An 18189-nucleotide genomic window follows, 5' to 3' on the forward strand; every position below is an offset into this window, starting at 1 on the left:
CTCCAACGACGACCGAGCCGCTGCCTTGACGACCTGGCTCGACCACTACAACCTAGACAGGCACCACCTCGGCATCGGAGGCAAGACCCCCATCGACCGAATCAACAACGGTCGAGGTCAGTACAGCTAGGCGCTGCGGTTGATTGCTGCTTCGGCAAGTTGAGCGAGATCGTCGAGTGCGCTCTCAAGCAGGGGGGCGGACGCAAGCTCGTCCAAGGCGGCCGTCGCGTTTTCGCTGATCAGCGCTTCAACGCGGGCCAGTGCGCCTGACGTCGTCATCTCGTTCTGCATGTGACGGACCTCGTCTGTCGACAGGTCACGATCACCGAGGGCTTCGTCGAACCGATCCTTCGCGTCGGGGGAGAGCTGCTCACGCGTGTAGGCAACAAGCAGCGTACGCTTGCCTTCGCGAATGTCATCGCCCGCGGGCTTACCGGTCTGAGCTGTGTCGCCGAAAACGCCAAGCACGTCGTCGCGCAGCTGGAAGGCGATGCCGATGTGGTGACCAAAAGTGCGCAGGCTGGCACGCTGGGCGTCGGTGGCACCGGCCAGCGCCGCCCCGATAATAAGCGGCTGTTCGACGCTGTATCGCGCCGACTTCAGTGAGGCGATTTCCAACGCACGGTCGGCATGCTCACCATCGGGCTGCGTGACCCACGCCGACTCCTGGGCGACGTCAAGAAACTGGCCCAGCGTCACATCGCGACGCATCCGCGCGTATTCGGCACGGACGAGGCGTGCGTGGGGGTGAGTGACGATCGCCTCTTCGAGGAGATCGTCACTCCAAGCAACCAACAGGTCACCGAGCAGGATGGCGCCGGAGACGCCAAAGTCTGCGCTGTTGCCGCTCCAGCCTGCGTCGCGGTGTGCGGTCTCCAGACCGCGGTGAGCCGCCGGGCGCCCACGGCGGGTGTCGGAATGATCGATGAGGTCATCGTGCACGAGCGCTGCGGCTTGGAAAATCTCCAGCGACGTGGCAACCGCGATGGCTTCATCAGCAAGCGGAGCGCCGCCGGCAGCGACCCAGCCGGTGTGGCAGAACTGGGCGCGCAGGCGCTTTCCGCCGGTCAGCGTCATCGCGGCAGCGTCAAAAAGCTGGCGGGAAATCGGGCCGGTGCTGGCCGCAGCATCGCGTTGTTCGGCGACGAATCTACCGAGTCGCTGAGAAACTTGGCTTACAAGGTGCATCGGGTCACTCACGAGGCCTAGCCTAGTGTTGATCCTCCGGGATAAACTGGGGCGAACTCGATATCGAACAAGGGGGGCCGCATGCCACTCTCAGAACAAGAGCAGCGAATGCTCGATGAGATGGAGCGCAATCTTCTGCGCACTGACGCCGATGTGGTGAGTGCGACACCCACAGGTGCACCGCTCAACTACCGCAACCTCGTGCTTGGCGCCGTGTTCGTCATCGTTGGCCTCGGTGCCATGGTTGCGGGCGTTGCGATGTTCCAGAGCCTCGGTTCTTCGCAGTTCATCGGCATCATCGTGGGTCTCGTCGGCTTCGGGCTGATGTTCTTTGGCGTCGTTTATGCCGTACGCCCCTCCAAGAAGACAGAGATTCCGAGCCACCTCGAAGACTCGTTTGCCAGCTCCGCAAGCGCACCTCGTGGTTCCACGCAGCGCACGACGAACAAGCAGAGCGGTTTCATGGATCGCATCAACGACCGCTGGGATCGCCGCCAGAACCCCGAAGACTAAGCATTCTTAAAATGAACCCCGCATCAGGTGCGCCGATGCGGGGTTATTTTTGTGTCTGCGTTTGCTATGAGGACGAGCTTCCGAGCGTGTGTGCGGCCTGAAGGAGCAACCCGGCACCGAAACCGGAATGTCTCCGTCATGCCGTTCATGATGGCGCTCACCGCATGCCGGGAAAGACGTGGGTTCCGATGAGCGGTGAGCGAGGCGGAACCACGACTTCAGTGACGCCGCGGAGCGGCTCCAAAAGTGCATCCGCATCGAGGTCGACGGTGTATTGCTGATGGAGCTCGGTTGCTAGCCATGGCAAGTCCGGCGGCATGGGGGAGCCGGACCGATCGGGGAGAACGCGGCAGCCGATAAGCAACATGAGGGGGAGTAGCGCGGCGACCGCGCCGTTCACACTGATGAGCGCTGTCAGCACCGCGACTAGTAGCGAGATCAGCACGATCAGTGCTGTGTGTCTGCTCCCGGCTTGAGCGATCATTTTCTGCCCGGCCCACGCGGTGACACCGGTGGCGTCGAGCGATTCGCTGACCACGAAGAGTGACGCGATAAACAACACGGTCGGATCTCCGAAGCCGGCGAGGGCTTCGGGCAGGGACAGGACGCCCGTGAAGAACAATGCGAGGGCAACTCCCGTGGCGACCAGAGCGATAGGAATGCGATTGCTCAAAAAACCCAGCACGGCGAAACCGAGGATGCCAAGCGCCGCGGCAATCGGGTCAATGGGGTGCCCTTCTGTCATCAACCCGCGGTGACCATTCGGCTCTCAAACTAGCGTCACGCCCGTCGCGAGCACCAGGGGGTGTGGCTGCGATCGTGGATTCTCCATTTCCCTCCCCACCCAGCATTTGGCTCCATCTTTCCCCATGTTGGCCGCCAATTCTCCGGCTTCGGACGCGTTGATGCGTGTCTCATCGGCATTCCGGAGGGAGTGGGCGCCAATTCCCTCCACCGGCACCTGCCGCGTAATCACGCGGGACTTTCGCTACTCACCGGGAATATTGTGATGTTTTCGTAGACGAAGTGGGGAGAAGTGGAGTAAAGTGGGGCGCATACCGAACCGAGGCCGACGGGAAGGGGGGTGAGAGGCCGATGTTGCTGGGTACCCACTCACCGAAGCTCGACGACAAAGGTCGCGTCATCCTTCCCGCTAAGTTCCGTGAAGACCTCGCTGGGGGCGTCGTCATCACTCGCGGGCAAGAGCGTTGTCTCTACGTGTTTTCGAATGCTGAGTTCGAGTCGGTGCACGAGCGCATCCGCCAGGCCCCCCTGAGCAACAAGCAGGCTCGTGACTTTCTCCGCATGTTCCTCTCCGGAGCGAGCGCAGAAATGCCCGACAGCCAGAACCGCATCACTATTCCGCCGGCGCTTCGCCAGTACGCCGGACTGGAAAAGGAACTCATCGTTACCGGTGTCGGCGCCCACGCCGAAATCTGGAACGCGGAGGCCTGGAACAACTACCTGGCAGGCAACGAAGAATCCTACGCAGAGATGGAACAGGAGGTGATTCCCGGTCTGTTCTAGCCCTGCGCTGTGACTCCTTTCCGCGCGCCCTGACTTCACTTCCCCGATGGCAGGTCTCGCGGAGGGGCATCAGAGCACAGGGAGACCCGAAATCTCATGAACCCGAACGAAATCCACACACCCGTCATGCTCGAGCGCTGCATCGAGCTACTGGAGCCGGCAATCGCCCGCCCCGGCGCTGTCTTTGTCGACGCGACGCTCGGCATGGGAGGCCACTCCGAAGCGATCCTTGACCGCTTCGACAACCTGACGCTCATTGGTCTTGACCGCGACACCGACGCTCTGCGCATCGCGGGGGAGCGGCTCGCACGATTCGGCGACAGGTTCCGTCCGGTGCACACCGTCTATGACGGCATCGCTGACGCTGTCCACGGCGAAGGCTTCGACCACATTGACGGCGTGCTGTTCGACCTGGGTGTCTCCTCGCTCCAGCTCGACATGGCCGAGCGCGGCTTCGCCTACGCGAAGGATGCACCGCTGGACATGCGCATGGACCAGACCCAGGGCATCACCGCCGCTGACATTCTGGCAACGTACTCCGAGGGCCAGCTGCGCCGCATCTTCGAGGTCTACGGCGAAGAAAAGCTTGCCGGTCGCTACGCTCGCGCCATCCTGAGCGCGCGTGAGTCGGAGCCGATCGCAACGTCGACGCAGCTCGTGTCGATCCTGACGGATGCCACCCCCGGTGCACTGCTGAGCGCCGGCCACCCCGCCAAGCGCGTCTTCCAGGCGCTCCGCATCGAGGTCAACGCTGAGCTCGCGGCTGTCGAGGCCGCAATCCCGGCCGCGATGGACCTGCTGAACGTCGGTGGCCGCATTGTCGTGATGGCGTACCAGTCGCTGGAAGACCGCTTTGTGAAGCGCGCCTTCGCGGCGGCCAGCTCATCCACCGGCCCGAAGGGCCTCCCGGTGGAACTCGAGGAGTTTGCTCCGAGGTTCCGCCTCATTACCAAGGGTGCTGAACTCGCCGACGAGGCCGAACGTCAGCGCAACCCACGATCTATTCCGGTCCGTACCCGTGCGGCTGAGCGTGTGAGGGAGGCACGATGAGCCTGGCAGAGGCGATTACCGTCCCGATTCCCCGTCCCGAGCGTGAGGCCCCGGTCGCGCCGCAGCGCGAACGCCACCTGCGCCCGGTCGCCACGCCGGCGAAGGTACGCAAGCCTCGCGTCGCGTACGCGATGACCGCCCTCATAGGCGCCGTCCTGATCGGCGCCGCGCAGATGGGCCTGTCACTGGCGACGACGGCGACGACGTACGAAATCCGTGAGCTGCAGACGCAGCAACGCGACTTGACCGTGCAGTCACAGCTTCTCAGCGAAGAGCTTGCTGGGCTGTCGTCGCCCCAGTATTTGGCCGCCAACGCAGCGTCCGTTGGCATGGTCATCGGCGCATCGCCCACGTACCTGCGACTCAGCGACGGTGCCGTAATCGGTACCGGTGAGGTTGCCGGTAAGTCAACGGTCGATGTTCTTCGCACACCGGCTGTTTCAAACGCACTGATTGCCAACACGCCGCTCGCGACCGCACCCGGGAGCACAATCGGTGGTGCAATTCCAGTAGCGGCACCGTCTGAGACGGCAGATAACTTGTCCGCGACCGCTCCGGTTGTGGAGACTCCACAGTTGCCTCCGGTGATCTCAGACGGAATTCCCACACCAGAAACGCGCTAACGAATCGGAGCCTCGATGACCACGCGGGCCACACGCACGCCACGCCGGCGCACCTCGGTGGCTCTGCTGCTGATCTTTGGAGTCCTGATCGCTTTCACCGTCCGCCTGATCGATATTCAGGTCGTGAAGGCTGAGGAGTACACCGATGCATTCAAGGCTGCCCGCCTCGCTGATGGTGACGTTCTGTATGGCACGCGCGGCGAGATCGTCGACAAAGATGGCACCGTGCTCGCGTCGACCTCGGTCGAATACGCGTTGCAGCTCGACCCCGAGATTATCAAGGACTACGACGTCTATTACGACGGGTTCGACAAAGACCCGACGGTCGTGACGTGGGAAATGGCTCGCGCCAAGATCGCGGCCGCAACAGCCATGACTGAAGACGAGGTTCAGGCAGCTCTGGACAACGCGCCGAGCCCGCGCTGGGCTCCAGTGAAGAGTGGCCTCACGACGCAGCAGTACCTCGACCTCCGCGCGATCGGCGTGCCCTACATCGCGTCCACACCAACCGAGAAGCGCATCTACGAGAACGGTGCTGTCGCGGGAAACATCGTCGGTTTCACCGGATCGGACGGGGCACCGCTCGCCGGCATCGAGTTGATGGAAGACGCGTGCCTCTCGGCGACGAACGGTGCCACGACGTATGAAGTGGGCGGCAACGGCGAGATCATTCCGGGTTCGCAAGAGACAGAGCCCGCGGTCGATGGCGGCACCGTCACGCTCACGCTTGACGCTGATCTGCAGTGGTACATGCAGCAGATGATCACCGAAGAGGTCGGCATTCAGGGCGCAAAGTACGGCTCGGTGCTCGTCGTCGAGTCAAAGACGGGCAAGATTCGTGCGGCCGCAGAGTACGACACCGTCGATTCCAACTCGCCCGGTGGCTCGTCAGGTAGCTCGCGTCTGTTTGTGGACAGCTTCGAGCCCGGGTCGACGTTCAAGGCTATTACCGCGGCCATGATCATGCAGGAGCGCGTCGCAACCCCCATGACCTCGGTTTGGGCCAGCGGCTATGAGACCTTTGACAATGGCGCCGCGGTCGGCGACGCCTTTCGCCACGACAGCTACCATTACACGCTTGCCGGTGCCCTGATCGACTCTTCGAACGTGGCCCTGAGTAAGTTCGGAACCATGCTGCCGCCGCAGAAGCGATACGAATGGTTGCAGAAGTTTGGTGTTGGCGAGATCACCGATGTCGCATTCTCCGGCGAAGAAGATGGCGTGCTGCACCCGGTCGAAGACTGGGACTACCAAACCATCTATGCGTCGACATTCGGACAATCATTCCAGGTCACGGCCCCGCAGGTTGCCAGTGCCTACCAAGTCATCGCCAATGACGGCGTGAAGCAGCCGCTCCAGCTCATCGAATCGTGCACCAACGCGGACGGCACCGTCGATAAGCCGACTGTGGCTGAGCCGGAGCGCATTCTCGATGTCGACGTCGCGAGCGACCTTTCACTCATGATCGAGAATGTGGCCGAGCAGGGTGGTATCGCCGACATGATTCGTGTTCCGGGCTTCCGCATCGCTGCCAAGACCGGTACCGCACAGACCTACGACGACGCCACCGGCGGCTACAAGGCCAACGTTTATGACACCTCGATCGTCGGCTACGCCCCCGCAGACGACCCCGAGTACGTCGTCATGATCACCCTCAAAGAGCCGACTAGGGTAACCTCGTCTACGGCAACCGCACCCGCCTTTCAAAAGGCCATGACTCAAGTTTTGAAGAACTACCGCGTTATGCCATCCGAGACGCCCATCCCCGCACTTCTTCCGAAGTTCGCTGAATAACGGGCGCACCTGCACGGAGAATTTCACATGATTGCCCTCACTCTCGCCGAGGTTGAAACCATCGTCGGCGGAACCATCCACGCGCGTCGCGGAGACACCGCTGAGACCGTTGTTTCTGGCGTTGTCGACACCGACTCGCGCAACATGACTCCCGGTGGCATATTCGTCGCCAAGCCGGGGGAGACCACGGATGGTCACCGCTTCGTCGGCGCCGCCGTTGAAAACGGCGCCACCCTCGCGCTTGTCGAACACGTTGTTGACGAAGACATCACGCAGATCGTGGTTGCTGACGTCGTTCTCGCGATCGCAGACCTGGCCCGGGCCGTTGTCGCCCGCGTGCGCGCGCACGGTCACCTCAAGATCGTCGGCATCACCGGTTCCAACGGCAAGACCACCACGAAGAACATGCTCCTGCGCATTCTGCAGGAGGAGGGTGAGACCGTCGCTCCCATCGCTTCGTATAACAACGAAGTGGGCGCGCCTCTTACGATGCTGCGCGTCACCGACACCACCGAATATTTGGTCTCAGAGTTTGGTGCCTCCGGCCCCGGCGAGATCGCGCGCCTGGCGGGCCTCGTTACGCCCGACGTTAGCGTTGTGCTGATGGTCGGTATGGCACACGCGGGTGGCTTCGGTGGCATCGAATCCACTGTGAAGGCGAAGACCGAACTCGTACAGGCCCTCGCGCCCGGCGGAACCGCCGTGCTCAACGCCGATGACCCCCGTGTTGCCTCGATGGCACCGGTGGCCGAAACTCAGGGCAACGCCGTGGTGTGGTTCGGCCACGCCCCGACTGCTGATGTTCAGGCTGGCGAGATGGCCGTGTCGGCCGCCGGAACCACGTGCGACGTGCAGGTAGACGGCAAGACCCTGCCGATGAGCTTGAAGGTTCTCGGTGCCCACCACGTTATGAACGCCCTGGCCGCCATTACCGCCGCTCGGGTGCTGGGTGTCGCTCCGGAAACGTCTATCGCACGCCTCGAGACCGTGGATCTCGCCGAGCGCTGGCGTATGCAGGTGATGGGCAACGACAGCGTGCGCATCATTAACGACGCGTACAACGCGAGCCCCGACTCGATGGCTGCCGCTCTGCGTACGCTTGCTCAAATCACCGAACCGCACGAGCGCACCGTCGCCGTGCTCGGCGCCATGAGCGAACTGGGCGAGTTCGATGGCGAAGCGCACGACCGCATTGGTCTGCTCGCGGTGCGTCTGCGCATTCAGCGCATCGTCGTCGTTGGTGCCGCCGCGCGTCGACTGTTTATCTCCGCGATTGGCGAGGGCTCGTGGGATGGCGAACCCGTGTTCTTTGAAGACGCCGATGCCGCCTTCGACTACCTCAAGATAGAGTTGCGTGACGGCGACCGGGTGCTCGTGAAATCCTCGAACTCCGCGGGTCTGCGCTTTCTGGGCGATCGTCTGGGAGGATTGTTCTCGTGAGATCACTCCTTGCGGCTGCGGTCATTGCGTTTGCCTTTACGCTGTTCCTCACCCCGGTCTTTCTGAAGTTCTTCCGAAAGTGGGGCTGGGGGCAGGTCATTCGCACACCCGAAAGCGCGAACAACCCCAAGCACGGCGCGAAGCGCGGCACGCCCACGATGGGTGGCGTCATCTTCATCATCGCCACGCTTGTCGGCTACCTCATCGGTACCTACACCGGCAACAACCCGCCCACGATCTCGGGCTTGCTCGTGTTGTGGCTCATGGTCGGCTTCGGCGTCGTTGGCTTCATCGACGACTACATGAAGGTCAGCAGGCAGAACAGCCTCGGTCTCTCTGGCTGGCGCAAGATCATCGGCCAGCTCCTGGTGATGATTCCGTTCGGCATCGTTTCGCTCAACTTCCCGAACGAATACAACGTCACTCCCGCGAGTGACTCAATCTCGCTCTTCCGCGACATCGCCGTACTGAGCTTCATGCCGCTGGGCTTTGTGCTCGGGTGGCTGCTGTACCTCGCGTGGATCTCGCTCATGGGCGTGGCAACGTCCAACGCCACCAACCTGACCGATGGTCTTGACGGCCTTGCCGCTGGTTCCGGTGTCTTCGTCATCGGTACCTACAGCCTCATCGCCTTCTGGCAGTTCAACCAGCGTTGCGAAGTCGCGCCGGAAGAGCTCATCGCCGGGTGCTACGGCAACATCCGCGACCCCCTCGACCTCGCGATCGTGAGCGCTTCGTTCATCGGTGCCCTCGTGGGCTTCCTGTGGTGGAACGCACCGAAGGCCAAGGTCTTCATGGGCGACACCGGTTCGCTCGCCATCGGCGGCGTTCTCACCGCGATGGCGATCCTGACGCACACTGAGCTGCTGCTCATCGTCATCGGCTTCGTCTTCCTGATGGGCCCCGGCTCCGTCATCCTGCAGCGCTACTACTTCAAGCTGACGAAGGGTAAGCGTCTCTTCCTCAATAGCCCGTTCCACCACCACCTCGAAATGCGTGGCTGGCCAGAACCGACGATCGTCGTGCGCATGTGGATCATCGCCGGCGCGTGCGCGGTCACCGGTATGGGTCTCTTCTACGTTGAATGGCTTTCCCGCGTATGACGCTTGATCACCTCACCAGCTGGTACTCCGATTGGAAGGGCCTTCGCGTCGCTGTGCTCGGCCTCTCGTCAACGGGTTTCTCGGTTGCTGACACGCTTGCCGAACTGGGCTCAGACGTTCGCGTTTTCACCGAGTCTTCGTCGGAAGAGTACGCACGCCTGTTGCCCGTCATCGGCGTTGGTCTCGTTGAGAAGTCGCTGCAGGAGATTCCGGACGAGCTCGTGGAGTTTGCTCCCGAGGTCGTTATCGCGTCGCCCGGATTCGCGCCGCACCACCCGGTTATCCAGTGGGTGCAAGAGCAGGGCATCGCGCTGTGGGGCGATATTGAGCTTGCCTGGCGCGTGCGTGACAAGGTCACGCGTGCGGACGGCTCGCCTGCCGAGTGGATTCTGATCACCGGAACCAACGGCAAGACCACGACGACGCGGCTGACGGCATCGATGCTGGTTGCGGGTGGGCTCAAGGCCGCGCCCTGCGGCAACATCGGCGTGCCGATTCTTGACGCGGTGCGTGACCCTGAAGGCTTTGACGCGCTCGTTGTTGAACTCTCCAGCCACCAGCTTTGGTACTTGGGTCTGTCAACGCCCGCCGGTCAACCGGTTCCGGCCGCCAGCGTCTGCCTCAACCTCGCTGACGACCACCTGATCTGGCACGGCTCGTTTGAGGCCTATCGCGACGCGAAGGCGATTGTTTACCGCAACACGAAGTTCTCGTGCGTGTACAACAAGGCAGATCTCGCGACGCGCGACATGGTCGAAGATGCCGACGTTATCGAGGGTGCGCGTGCCATCGGGTTTGACCTCGGTGTGCCCGGGCCGAGCGATCTCGGTGTCGTCGACGGACTGCTCGTTGACCGTGCTTTCCTTGACGATCGCCGCAACGCCGCGCTCGAGATCATTGACGTTGACACGCTCGCGAACTTGAACCTCGCGGCCCCGCATATCGCGTCAAACATCTTGGCGGCAACGGCACTCAGCCGCACGCTCGGCATCACGACCGAAGACGTCAACGCGGCGCTTCAGACTTTCCGCCTCGACCCGCACCGCATCGAGCTTGTGGCTCGTGCTGCTGGCGTGACCTGGATCGACGACTCGAAGGCGACGAACCCGCACGCCGCGGCATCGTCACTGACCGCATTTCCTGGTGCGGTCTGGGTTGTCGGTGGCCAACTCAAGGGCGTCGACATTTCTGATCTGGTCGCCGCTCGTGGTGTGAAGGCCCGCGCTGCGATTGTGATTGGCGTCGAGCGCACCGCTGTTGTTGAAGCGTTCGCGCGACACGCGCCCAATGTGCCTCTTTTTGAGGCCGTCGCAACCGACACTGAAGAGATCATGGACGCGGTCGTGCGTATTGCGGCTGAGGTTGTGACAGACGGGGATGTGGTCTTGCTGGCGCCGGCAGCGGCGTCATTTGACCAGTTCACCGGTTACGACCAGCGCGGCGAGCTCTTCGCACAGGCAGTCCGCAAGTGGGCAGAGAAGGAGTCGGGCGATGACCAGCAACACGACATCGCCGACCCCGAGCACTGAAGACGACGGCGCGCGCGGTCAGGCCGCACGCGTTTTTCTGGGTCTGAAGATCAAGCCGGTTCCGGTTGAATTCATGCTCATCGCATCGGCGGCCCTGCTGCTGACGATCTTCGGACTCGTCATGGTGCTGTCGGCGACGAGCGCTTCGCCGACAGCACCGCTCGACACGTTCATGAAGCAGGGCGTTTTCGCGCTCATCGGTATTCCGCTGATGTTCGTGCTGAGCCGCTTTTCGATGTCGTTCTTCAAGAAGATGGCCTGGCCGATTCTGGGGCTTGCGCTCGTGTTGCAATCCTTGATTCTCACGCCCTTGGCTGTGCACGCCGATGGCAACACCGCCTGGGTCATGATCGCCGGGCAACAGTTTCAGCCGGCTGAGTTCTTGAAGGTGGCAACCGCGCTCTGGGTTGGTTATGTGCTGTACCGCAAGCAGGCCCTGCTGGGTCTGTGGCGGCACGTGTTCATTCCGTTGGTGCCGGTCTCGGCACTCATCCTGGGTTCTGTTCTTGTCGGTAAAGACCTCGGTACAGCCATGGTGCTGATGATGATCTTGCTGTCAGCGCTGTACTTCTCGGGGGTCAAGCTCCGCGTCTTCTTTCTGCCGCTCATCATCGGTGCCATCGGCGTCGCTGTACTGGCGCTCACAAACCTGAACCGCCTGGACCGCATCATGTCGGTCTTCAGCGACTGCACCGGCGACGCGTATGACAACGTTTGCTACCAACCGATGCACGGCATCTGGGGCCTCGCGAGCGGAGGCATTTTCGGCCTCGGCCTGGGTAACTCGAAGATGAAGTATGAGTGGCTACCCGCCGCGCAGAACGACTACATCTTTGCGATTGTCGGAGAAGAGCTGGGGCTGATCGGATGCCTCGTCGTGCTTGCGTTGTTTGCAACGTTTGCTGTCGGCGCATTCCGTATCGTGCGCCGCACACCCGACCCCTTCGTACGCATCGTTTCCGGTGCGATTGCCGTGTGGATCGTCGGCCAGGCACTCATCAACATCGGTGTCGTCCTGCGTCTGTTGCCACCGCTGGGTGTTCCGTTGCCGTTCATGTCGCAGGGCGGAACCTCGCTGCTGAGCGTGCTCATTGCGTGCGGCGTGCTGCTGTCGTTTACGCGCACCCTGCCCGAGATTCCGGCGTCTACGAACGTCGTGCCCATGGTTCCGCGCCGCCGCACCGCAGCCTCCTGAGAGCGCGCCCCAGCCACGTGTGGCAGGATTTCCAGGTGACAACGTACTTGCTTGCCGGTGGCGGAACCGCCGGCCACGTTAACCCTCTGCTCGCCGTCGCTGACGGACTCCGTGCGCGTGATGACTCCGCGAACGTGCTCGTTCTTGGCACCAAGGAGGGGCTCGAAGCTCGTCTTGTGCCGCAACGCGGCTACGAGCTCTTGATCGTTGACAAAGTGCCATTCCCGCGCCGACCCAACAAGGCGGCGCTGGCGTTTCCGACGCGCTTTCGCAAGGCGGTCGCGCAAGTGCGCGAGCACATTCGCGCGAACAATGTTGATGTTGTCATCGGCTTCGGTGGGTATGCGGCCGCTCCCGCCTACGTTGCCGCCCGCAAGGCCGGTGTTCCGTTCATCGTGCACGAAGCGAATGCGCGCCCGGGGCTGGCAAACGTGCTGGGTGCACGCCGCGCTGCGGGCGTTGGCGTCGCCTTCGCTGGCACGCCGCTCAAGGGTTCCGATGTCGTTGGCATGCCGCTGCGCCGCGAGGTCGTGGAACTCGACCGCGCCGCTCAGCGTGCTGAGGCCGCCGACTTCTTCGGGCTCGACCCGGCGAAGCCGACACTGCTCGTGTTCGGTGGCAGCCTCGGCGCTCAGCGTTTGAATGAGGCCCTTGAAGGTTCGTGGGAAGACATTCTCGATGCCGGCTGGCAGCTCATTCACATCACGGGGGAGAAGTCGGAGTACGTCGACCCCGAGGTCGAGGGTTACGTCGTGCGTCGCTATGTCGACCGCATGGATCTTGCCTTTGCCGTCGCTGACATGGTTGTTTCGCGCTCGGGGGCCGCGACCGTGAGTGAGATCAGTGCACTCGGACTCCCTGCGATCTACGTGCCGTATGCGGTTGGTAACGGCGAGCAGCGTCTCAATGCGGCGTCTGCCGTCGAGGCGGGTGCTGCGCTCATCATCGACAACGCTGACTTCACGGGCGATGCCGTGCGCGACGATGTCGTGCCGCTGCTGCGCGACGCCGAGCGCCGCCGCGGCATGGAACACGCCGCGGTTTCGGTTGGCATTCGCACCGGCACCGAAAACGTCATCACCATGATCGACGAGGCGCTTTCGGGTCGCTAACCTTTCGTTCCCGTTACATAACCGCTTTCTTGGGCGTGCGGAACCACGGGGCGCGGTCGCGCTCAGCGCTCGGGAATCGAGTGGAGGGCGCGGGTGATCAGCTCGAGGGCGACGTCATCTGAGACGTGAAGCGAGCGCACGACCTCAACAAACGCAGCGGCGGCGTGCTGCACGGCCTGCTCGGTGGCGTCGCCGTGTGCGGCGACGAACGTGCCATGGCGTCCGCGCGTGATGACCACCCCTGCTTCTTCCAACTCCCGATAGGCGCGAGCGATGGTTCCGGCAGCCGTTCCGAGGTCCGCGGCCAACGTACGCACCGGAGGCAATCGCGTGTCGACGGCTAGCGAGCCACTCGCGATGGCATCGATGATCTGCGAACGCAGCTGCTCGTACGGGGCCACCGCGCTGGACCGGTCAATCTGAAACATGGCGTCCTTTCACAACACTGTGGCGCCACCGTATCAGGGCAGGAGCCCCGGGCGTGCCGACGATCCCCTCGGCACGAAGCAACCTACACTTGAGAAGTCATGATTCGACCCGATTTAAGCCTCCCCATCCCTGAGACGATCGACGCTGCGCACTTTATCGGCATCGGTGGCTCGGGCATGAGCGGATTGGCGCGCATGTTCCTTGCCCGTGGCATCCGTGTCTCCGGATCAGACCGGGCCGACAGCCCGGGCCTGCGTGAGCTCGAAGCGCTCGGCGCGACCGTCTACGTCGGGCACGACGCCGCGAACCTCGCTGACGACGTTGACACCGTGATTCACACCGGTGCGATTTGGCCGGAGAACCCAGAGTTCGTGCTCGCGAAGGAGCGTCGCCTGCACGTGATCCACCGTTCGCAAGCCCTGCACTGGCTCATCGGTTCGCACCGCTTGGTGTCGGTCGCGGGCGCGCACGGCAAGACGACGTCGACCGGCATGATCGTCACGGGTCTCACGGCGATGGGGGAGAACCCCACGTTCGTCAACGGTGGCGTCATTGCCGCCCTCGGCGTCTCGAGCGCTCCCGGTAGCGACGACCTGTTCGTCATTGAGGCTGATGAGTCTGACGGCACGTTCTTGCTGTACGACACGTCGATCGCGCTCATCACGAACGTTGACCCCGATCACCTCGACCACTACGGCTCGCGCGATGCGTTCGACGCGGCCTTCGCGCAGTTCGCTAACGAGGCGCGCGAAGCGGTCGTCATCTCATCTGACGACCTCGGTGCCGTCGCCGTGCGCGAGCGCATCACGCATCCCAACGTCATCACGTTCGGCCAGGCTACTGACGCCAACGTGCGCCTGCACGATGTCGCGAGCAACGCCTCGGGCGTTTCGTTCACGATCACCGTCGGTGAGCAGAGTGTGAGCGCGCACATGCCGGTTGCCGGCGTGCACAATGCGCTGAACGCCGCCGGTGCAGCCGCGGTACTCGTTGCCCTCGGCCACGACCTTGAAGCGGCCGTGCGCTCACTTGAAGGCTTCGGCGGAACCGCCCGCCGCTTCGAACTGCACGACACCATCGGCGGCGTGAGCGTCTACGACGACTACGCCCACCACCCGACCGAGGTCGACGCCGCTCTGGCCGCTGCCCGTACCGTTGTTGGGTCGGGACGCATCATCGCGCTGCACCAGCCCCACACCTACTCGCGCACGCAGCTCATGCACCGCGAGTTCGCGGAGGTGCTCGAAAACCGCGCCGACCACACGATCGTGCTCGACGTTTACGGAGCGCGCGAAGACCCGGTTGAGGGTGTCACGGGCGAACTCGTCTCCAACGACTTTGCCGACCCCAGCAACGTGCACTTCGTTGCCGACTGGCAGGCCGCCGCCGATTACGCCGCGCAGGTTGCGCAAGACGGTGACTTTATCGTCACGCTCGGGTGCGGCAACGTGAACCTCATCATTCCGCAGGTGCTCGAAGCGCTGGCCGCTCGCGCGAAGTAATCTATGCGTCGCCCCGAACCTCTTCCACAGCGTCCTCGCGTTGAACCGGCCGTCGAGCCGGTCTTCGACGCGAGCGACGTCGTCGAGGAGTTCGAGGAGTTCGACGAGTGCGTCGACGAACCAGTGACGTTCGGCGACGATTCGTCGCGCGACACGGGTGACGTCACCGAGTGGAACCACGGGGCTGAGGCTGAAGAGCCGGTCACAGCAGATGACGAGGAGACGGCGGTCATCACACCGTTTCACCGCCCGGAAAAGCGCACGGCTGACGAAGCTGCGGATGCGGAACCAGGGTCTTCCGCTTTCGACACAGCCGTCGGTGACGACGCGCGCGACGCCACCGACGCTGATGACGCCACCGATTCATCCGAGGAAACCCCGCAACCCGCCGTCGGCTGGCGTGACGTATGGCGTGCCGCCCGCGCGAAGCGCAAGGCCCTGCGGCGTGAGGTGCGCCGCTTCACCGGCCGTGCGCGCCGTCGTCGCCTCATCTGGATCGTCTCGCTGAGTTCGCTCGCCGCCGTCATCGTCGGCTCCTTCGCGATTGCGTACTCGCCGCTGTTCGCGGTGCAGAAGATCACGGTGACCGGAACCACGTCTCTCGACCCGGCGGTTGTCACCGAATCGCTGTCGGGCCAGATGGGTACCCCGCTTGCCCTCGTCAGCGAGAGTGAGATCAAGGCCGCGCTCGTGACTTTCCCCGCCGTGGAGACTTACACGGTGCAAGCGCGCCCACCGCACGAACTCATCGTGACGATTGTTGAACGTACTCCGGTCGGAGTGGTCGAGACTGACGCCGGGTATTCGCTGGTTGATGCCGCCGGTGTCGTGCTGTCGACGACGCCCGATGCACCCGTTGGTTACCCGTTGTTCCAGGTTGCTGGTGGGCTGGGGGAGAGCACTTTCCGCTCCGCAGGAATGGTGATGCTCTCCATTCCTGACAGTATCCGTGGTTCCGTCTCTAAGGTCACGGCAACCACCCCGGCAGATGTGACGCTGACGCTCACCCCGACCGGCACGCAGATCATTTGGGGCAATGCTGACGATTCGCAGATCAAATCTCAGGTGCTTGAAAAGGCAATGCTGACGCGTCCGATTGACACGGTTTCGGTCTACGACGTCTCTTCGCCGACCGCAATTGTGATGCGTTGACCTATTTCTGACGTCCATGTCACGACACGCGCGCGTGTCGCCGCGATACAGGTCGATTCGGGCCGTACCTTCAATCAAGAGAAATGCATACCCGGCAATTCTTTAACCTTCTACTCGAAGGTGAAGGTTGAACCAGGTTCTAGACACGGAGGCCGGCATGAGCCAGAACCAAAACTACCTCGCCGTCATCAAGGTGGTCGGCGTCGGCGGTGGTGGCGTGAACGCTGTCAACCGCATGATCGAGCTCGGCCTTCGTGGCGTTGAGTTCATCGCGATCAACACGGATGCACAGGCACTGCTGATGAGCGACGCTGACGTCAAGCTTGACGTCGGGCGCGAACTCACCCGCGGCCTCGGTGCTGGCGCTGACCCTGAGGTCGGTCGCCGCGCGGCCGAAGACCACGCTGAAGAGATCGAAGAGGCCCTGCGCGGTGCTGACATGGTCTTCGTCACGGCTGGTGAAGGTGGCGGAACCGGTACCGGTGGTGCTCCGGTTGTCGCCAAGATCGCGAAGTCGATCGGTGCCCTCACCATCGGTGTGGTCACCAAGCCCTTCTCCTTCGAAGGTCGTCGCCGTCAGAGCCAGGCTGAGGCTGGTGTTGCGCGCCTGAAGGAAGAAGTCGACACACTCATCGTCGTGCCGAACGACCGTCTGCTGGAGATCAGCGACCGCGGCATCTCGATGATCGAAGCCTTCGCAACCGCCGACCAGGTTCTCCTCGCCGGTGTGCAGGGCATCACCGACCTGATCACGACCCCGGGTCTGATCAACCTCGACTTCGCCGACGTCAAGAGCGTTATGCAGGGCGCAGGCTCGGCTCTCATGGGTATCGGTTCTGCGCGCGGTGCTGACCGTGCTATCAAGGCTGCCGAGCTTGCCGTTGAGTCGCCGCTGCTTGAAGCATCGATCGAGGGCGCGCACGGCGTGCTGCTGTCGATCCAGGGTGGTTCCAACCTCGGTATCTTCGAGATCAACGACGCCGCTCAGCTCGTCAAGGAAGCCGCACACCCCGAGGCCAACATCATCTTCGGTACGGTCATCGACGACACCCTTGGCGACGAAGTGCGCGTCACGGTGATCGCTGCTGGCTTTGACGGTGGCGAGCCGCAGTCTCGTATTGAGCTGCCCGCTGTCGTCACGCGCCCGGCAGCCCCGGCTGTCGAGCCGGCTGTTGCGGCCGAGAAGGCAGAGGCGGCCGCTGAGGCTCCCGCCGAAGCGCCGGTCGCTGTTCCCGCGAACATGCTCCCGGACGTCGGTGGCTTTGACTCGGCATTCGATGAGGGCGACCTCGACATTCCGGACTTCCTCAAACAGTAATGAGCGAACTTCACACCCGCCTGGCGGAGGTCGATGAGAACATCGCCTCCGCCGCGCGGCGTTTTCACCGAGACCCTGCGGAGATCACCCGCATTGTCGTCACGAAGTTTCATCCCGCGCAGCTGATCACCGATCTGTCTGCGCTGGGTGTGCGCGACGTGGGGGAGAACCGACAACAGGAGCTCTCGCAGAAACGCGAAGAACTCGCGGGCCTCGAAGGCATGCGCTGGCACTTCATTGGGCAAGCGCAGTCGAACAAGGCGCGCCAGATTCGTGCCGCGGCCGACGTCGTGCACTCGGTTGATCGCGAAAAGATCGCCACGGCTCTCGAAGCGGCGGGCGAGCCGGGCGGCTCGATTCTTGACGTGCTTCTGCAGGTCAACCTCACGAATGACCTGGGTCGTGGTGGGGCGGAACCAGATGACATTGAGAAGCTCGCCACTGTCATTGCTGGCATGTCAACGCTGCGCCTGCGCGGTGTGATGGCTGTCGCGCCGCTTGACGAAGACCCGGCACCCGCATTCGAACGTCTCGCCGGATACTCCGGTCTCGTTCGCGGCGTCGTGGCCGGTGCCACGTGGATTTCGGCAGGCATGAGTCATGACTTTGCCGAAGCAATCGCGCACGGCGCGACACACCTACGAATTGGTTCCGCAATCACCGGAACACGCCCCGCCCGGGGATAACCTGCCTACAGACGAGCACACAACGGAG

At 63.0% G+C, this 18189-nt stretch carries 17 protein-coding genes and 1 pseudogene; 15 read left to right on the plus strand and 3 right to left on the minus strand.

The window, feature by feature from the left end:
- Positions 1-130: pseudogene (locus tag ACQUSY_RS00005) on the plus strand (IS481 family transposase); the annotation flags it as partial.
- Here ACQUSY_RS00005 and ACQUSY_RS00010 read toward each other — a convergent pair.
- Positions 127-1188 (minus strand): polyprenyl synthetase family protein, encoded by a 1062-nt coding sequence (locus ACQUSY_RS00010; RefSeq protein WP_428902726.1) that lies wholly within the window; start codon positions 1186-1188, stop codon positions 127-129. The pseudogene ACQUSY_RS00005 and the gene ACQUSY_RS00010 sit on opposite strands and share 4 nt — an antisense overlap.
- 81 nt (positions 1189-1269) lie before the next feature.
- On the opposite strand from ACQUSY_RS00010, the gene ACQUSY_RS00015 reads away from it, so the two are divergent.
- A complete protein-coding gene (locus ACQUSY_RS00015) occupies positions 1270-1701 on the plus strand; it encodes a DUF3040 domain-containing protein (RefSeq protein ID WP_428902484.1) in 432 nt (143 codons plus the stop codon).
- Between the two features lie 157 nt (positions 1702-1858).
- Here ACQUSY_RS00015 and ACQUSY_RS00020 read toward each other — a convergent pair whose 3' ends face one another.
- Positions 1859-2446, minus strand: a complete 588-nt coding sequence (locus ACQUSY_RS00020; protein ID WP_428902485.1) for an SLC13 family permease — start codon at positions 2444-2446, stop codon at positions 1859-1861.
- 350 nt (positions 2447-2796) lie between these two features.
- Between ACQUSY_RS00020 and mraZ the strand changes: the two genes are divergently transcribed.
- The 9 genes from mraZ to murG all read left to right on the plus strand — a co-directional run bounded on the left by mraZ (position 2797) and on the right by murG (position 13074).
- A complete protein-coding gene (mraZ, locus tag ACQUSY_RS00025) occupies positions 2797-3228 on the plus strand; it encodes a division/cell wall cluster transcriptional repressor MraZ (RefSeq protein WP_428902486.1) in 432 nt (143 codons plus the stop codon).
- A gap of 96 nt (positions 3229-3324) precedes the next feature.
- The gene (gene rsmH / locus ACQUSY_RS00030) at positions 3325-4278 is read left to right on the plus strand and encodes a 16S rRNA (cytosine(1402)-N(4))-methyltransferase RsmH (protein ID WP_428902487.1); all 954 of its coding nucleotides are present in this window, start codon (positions 3325-3327) and stop codon (positions 4276-4278) included.
- Positions 4275-4901: a cell division protein FtsL gene (gene ftsL, locus ACQUSY_RS00035; protein WP_428902488.1), complete on the plus strand. Its 627-nt coding sequence runs from the start codon at positions 4275-4277 to the stop codon at positions 4899-4901. Before rsmH ends, ftsL begins: the two co-directional genes overlap by 4 nt.
- A 15-nt stretch (positions 4902-4916) precedes the next feature.
- Positions 4917-6695: a peptidoglycan D,D-transpeptidase FtsI family protein gene (locus tag ACQUSY_RS00040; RefSeq protein ID WP_428902489.1), complete on the plus strand. Its 1779-nt coding sequence runs from the start codon at positions 4917-4919 to the stop codon at positions 6693-6695.
- A 27-nt stretch (positions 6696-6722) separates the two neighbouring features.
- Positions 6723-8135 carry a UDP-N-acetylmuramoyl-tripeptide--D-alanyl-D-alanine ligase gene (locus ACQUSY_RS00045; RefSeq protein WP_428902490.1) on the plus strand — a complete coding sequence of 471 codons (1413 nt, stop codon included), beginning with the start codon at positions 6723-6725 and terminating at the stop codon, positions 8133-8135.
- On the plus strand, positions 8132-9238 hold the full coding sequence (gene mraY, locus ACQUSY_RS00050) for a phospho-N-acetylmuramoyl-pentapeptide-transferase (protein ID WP_428902491.1): 1107 nt from the start codon (positions 8132-8134) through the stop codon (positions 9236-9238). Before ACQUSY_RS00045 ends, mraY begins: the two co-directional genes overlap by 4 nt.
- Positions 9235-10767 (plus strand): UDP-N-acetylmuramoyl-L-alanine--D-glutamate ligase, encoded by a 1533-nt coding sequence (murD, locus tag ACQUSY_RS00055; RefSeq protein WP_428902492.1) that lies wholly within the window; start codon positions 9235-9237, stop codon positions 10765-10767. Before mraY ends, murD begins: the two co-directional genes overlap by 4 nt.
- The gene (locus ACQUSY_RS00060) at positions 10730-11962 is read left to right on the plus strand and encodes a peptidoglycan glycosyltransferase FtsW (protein ID WP_428902493.1); all 1233 of its coding nucleotides are present in this window, start codon (positions 10730-10732) and stop codon (positions 11960-11962) included. Before murD ends, ACQUSY_RS00060 begins: the two co-directional genes overlap by 38 nt.
- Before the next feature lie 35 nt (positions 11963-11997).
- Complete coding sequence (murG, locus tag ACQUSY_RS00065; RefSeq protein ID WP_428902494.1) at positions 11998-13074, plus strand: undecaprenyldiphospho-muramoylpentapeptide beta-N-acetylglucosaminyltransferase; 1077 nt, start codon at positions 11998-12000, stop codon at positions 13072-13074.
- A 62-nt stretch (positions 13075-13136) separates the two neighbouring features.
- Here murG and ACQUSY_RS00070 read toward each other — a convergent pair whose 3' ends face one another.
- Positions 13137-13502, minus strand: a complete 366-nt coding sequence (locus ACQUSY_RS00070) for a GntR family transcriptional regulator (protein WP_428902495.1) — start codon at positions 13500-13502, stop codon at positions 13137-13139.
- A gap of 99 nt (positions 13503-13601) precedes the next feature.
- On the opposite strand from ACQUSY_RS00070, the gene murC reads away from it, so the two are divergent.
- The 4 genes from murC (at position 13602) to ACQUSY_RS00090 (ending at position 18161) form a co-directional block, all read left to right on the plus strand.
- Complete coding sequence (gene murC / locus ACQUSY_RS00075) at positions 13602-15005, plus strand: UDP-N-acetylmuramate--L-alanine ligase (RefSeq protein WP_428902496.1); 1404 nt, start codon at positions 13602-13604, stop codon at positions 15003-15005.
- Positions 15006-15008: 3 nt separating this feature from the next.
- Positions 15009-16157, plus strand: a complete 1149-nt coding sequence (locus ACQUSY_RS00080; RefSeq protein ID WP_428902497.1) for a cell division protein FtsQ/DivIB — start codon at positions 15009-15011, stop codon at positions 16155-16157.
- A gap of 157 nt (positions 16158-16314) precedes the next feature.
- The gene (gene ftsZ / locus ACQUSY_RS00085; protein ID WP_428902498.1) at positions 16315-17475 is read left to right on the plus strand and encodes a cell division protein FtsZ; all 1161 of its coding nucleotides are present in this window, start codon (positions 16315-16317) and stop codon (positions 17473-17475) included.
- Positions 17475-18161 (plus strand): YggS family pyridoxal phosphate-dependent enzyme, encoded by a 687-nt coding sequence (locus ACQUSY_RS00090; protein ID WP_428902499.1) that lies wholly within the window; start codon positions 17475-17477, stop codon positions 18159-18161. Before ftsZ ends, ACQUSY_RS00090 begins: the two co-directional genes overlap by 1 nt.
- Positions 18162-18189 lie beyond the last annotated feature (28 nt).

It is taken from the genome of Microbacterium daqui (assembly GCF_050408675.1).
In the GTDB taxonomy this organism is placed as follows: Bacteria; Actinomycetota; Actinomycetes; order Actinomycetales; family Microbacteriaceae; genus Microbacterium.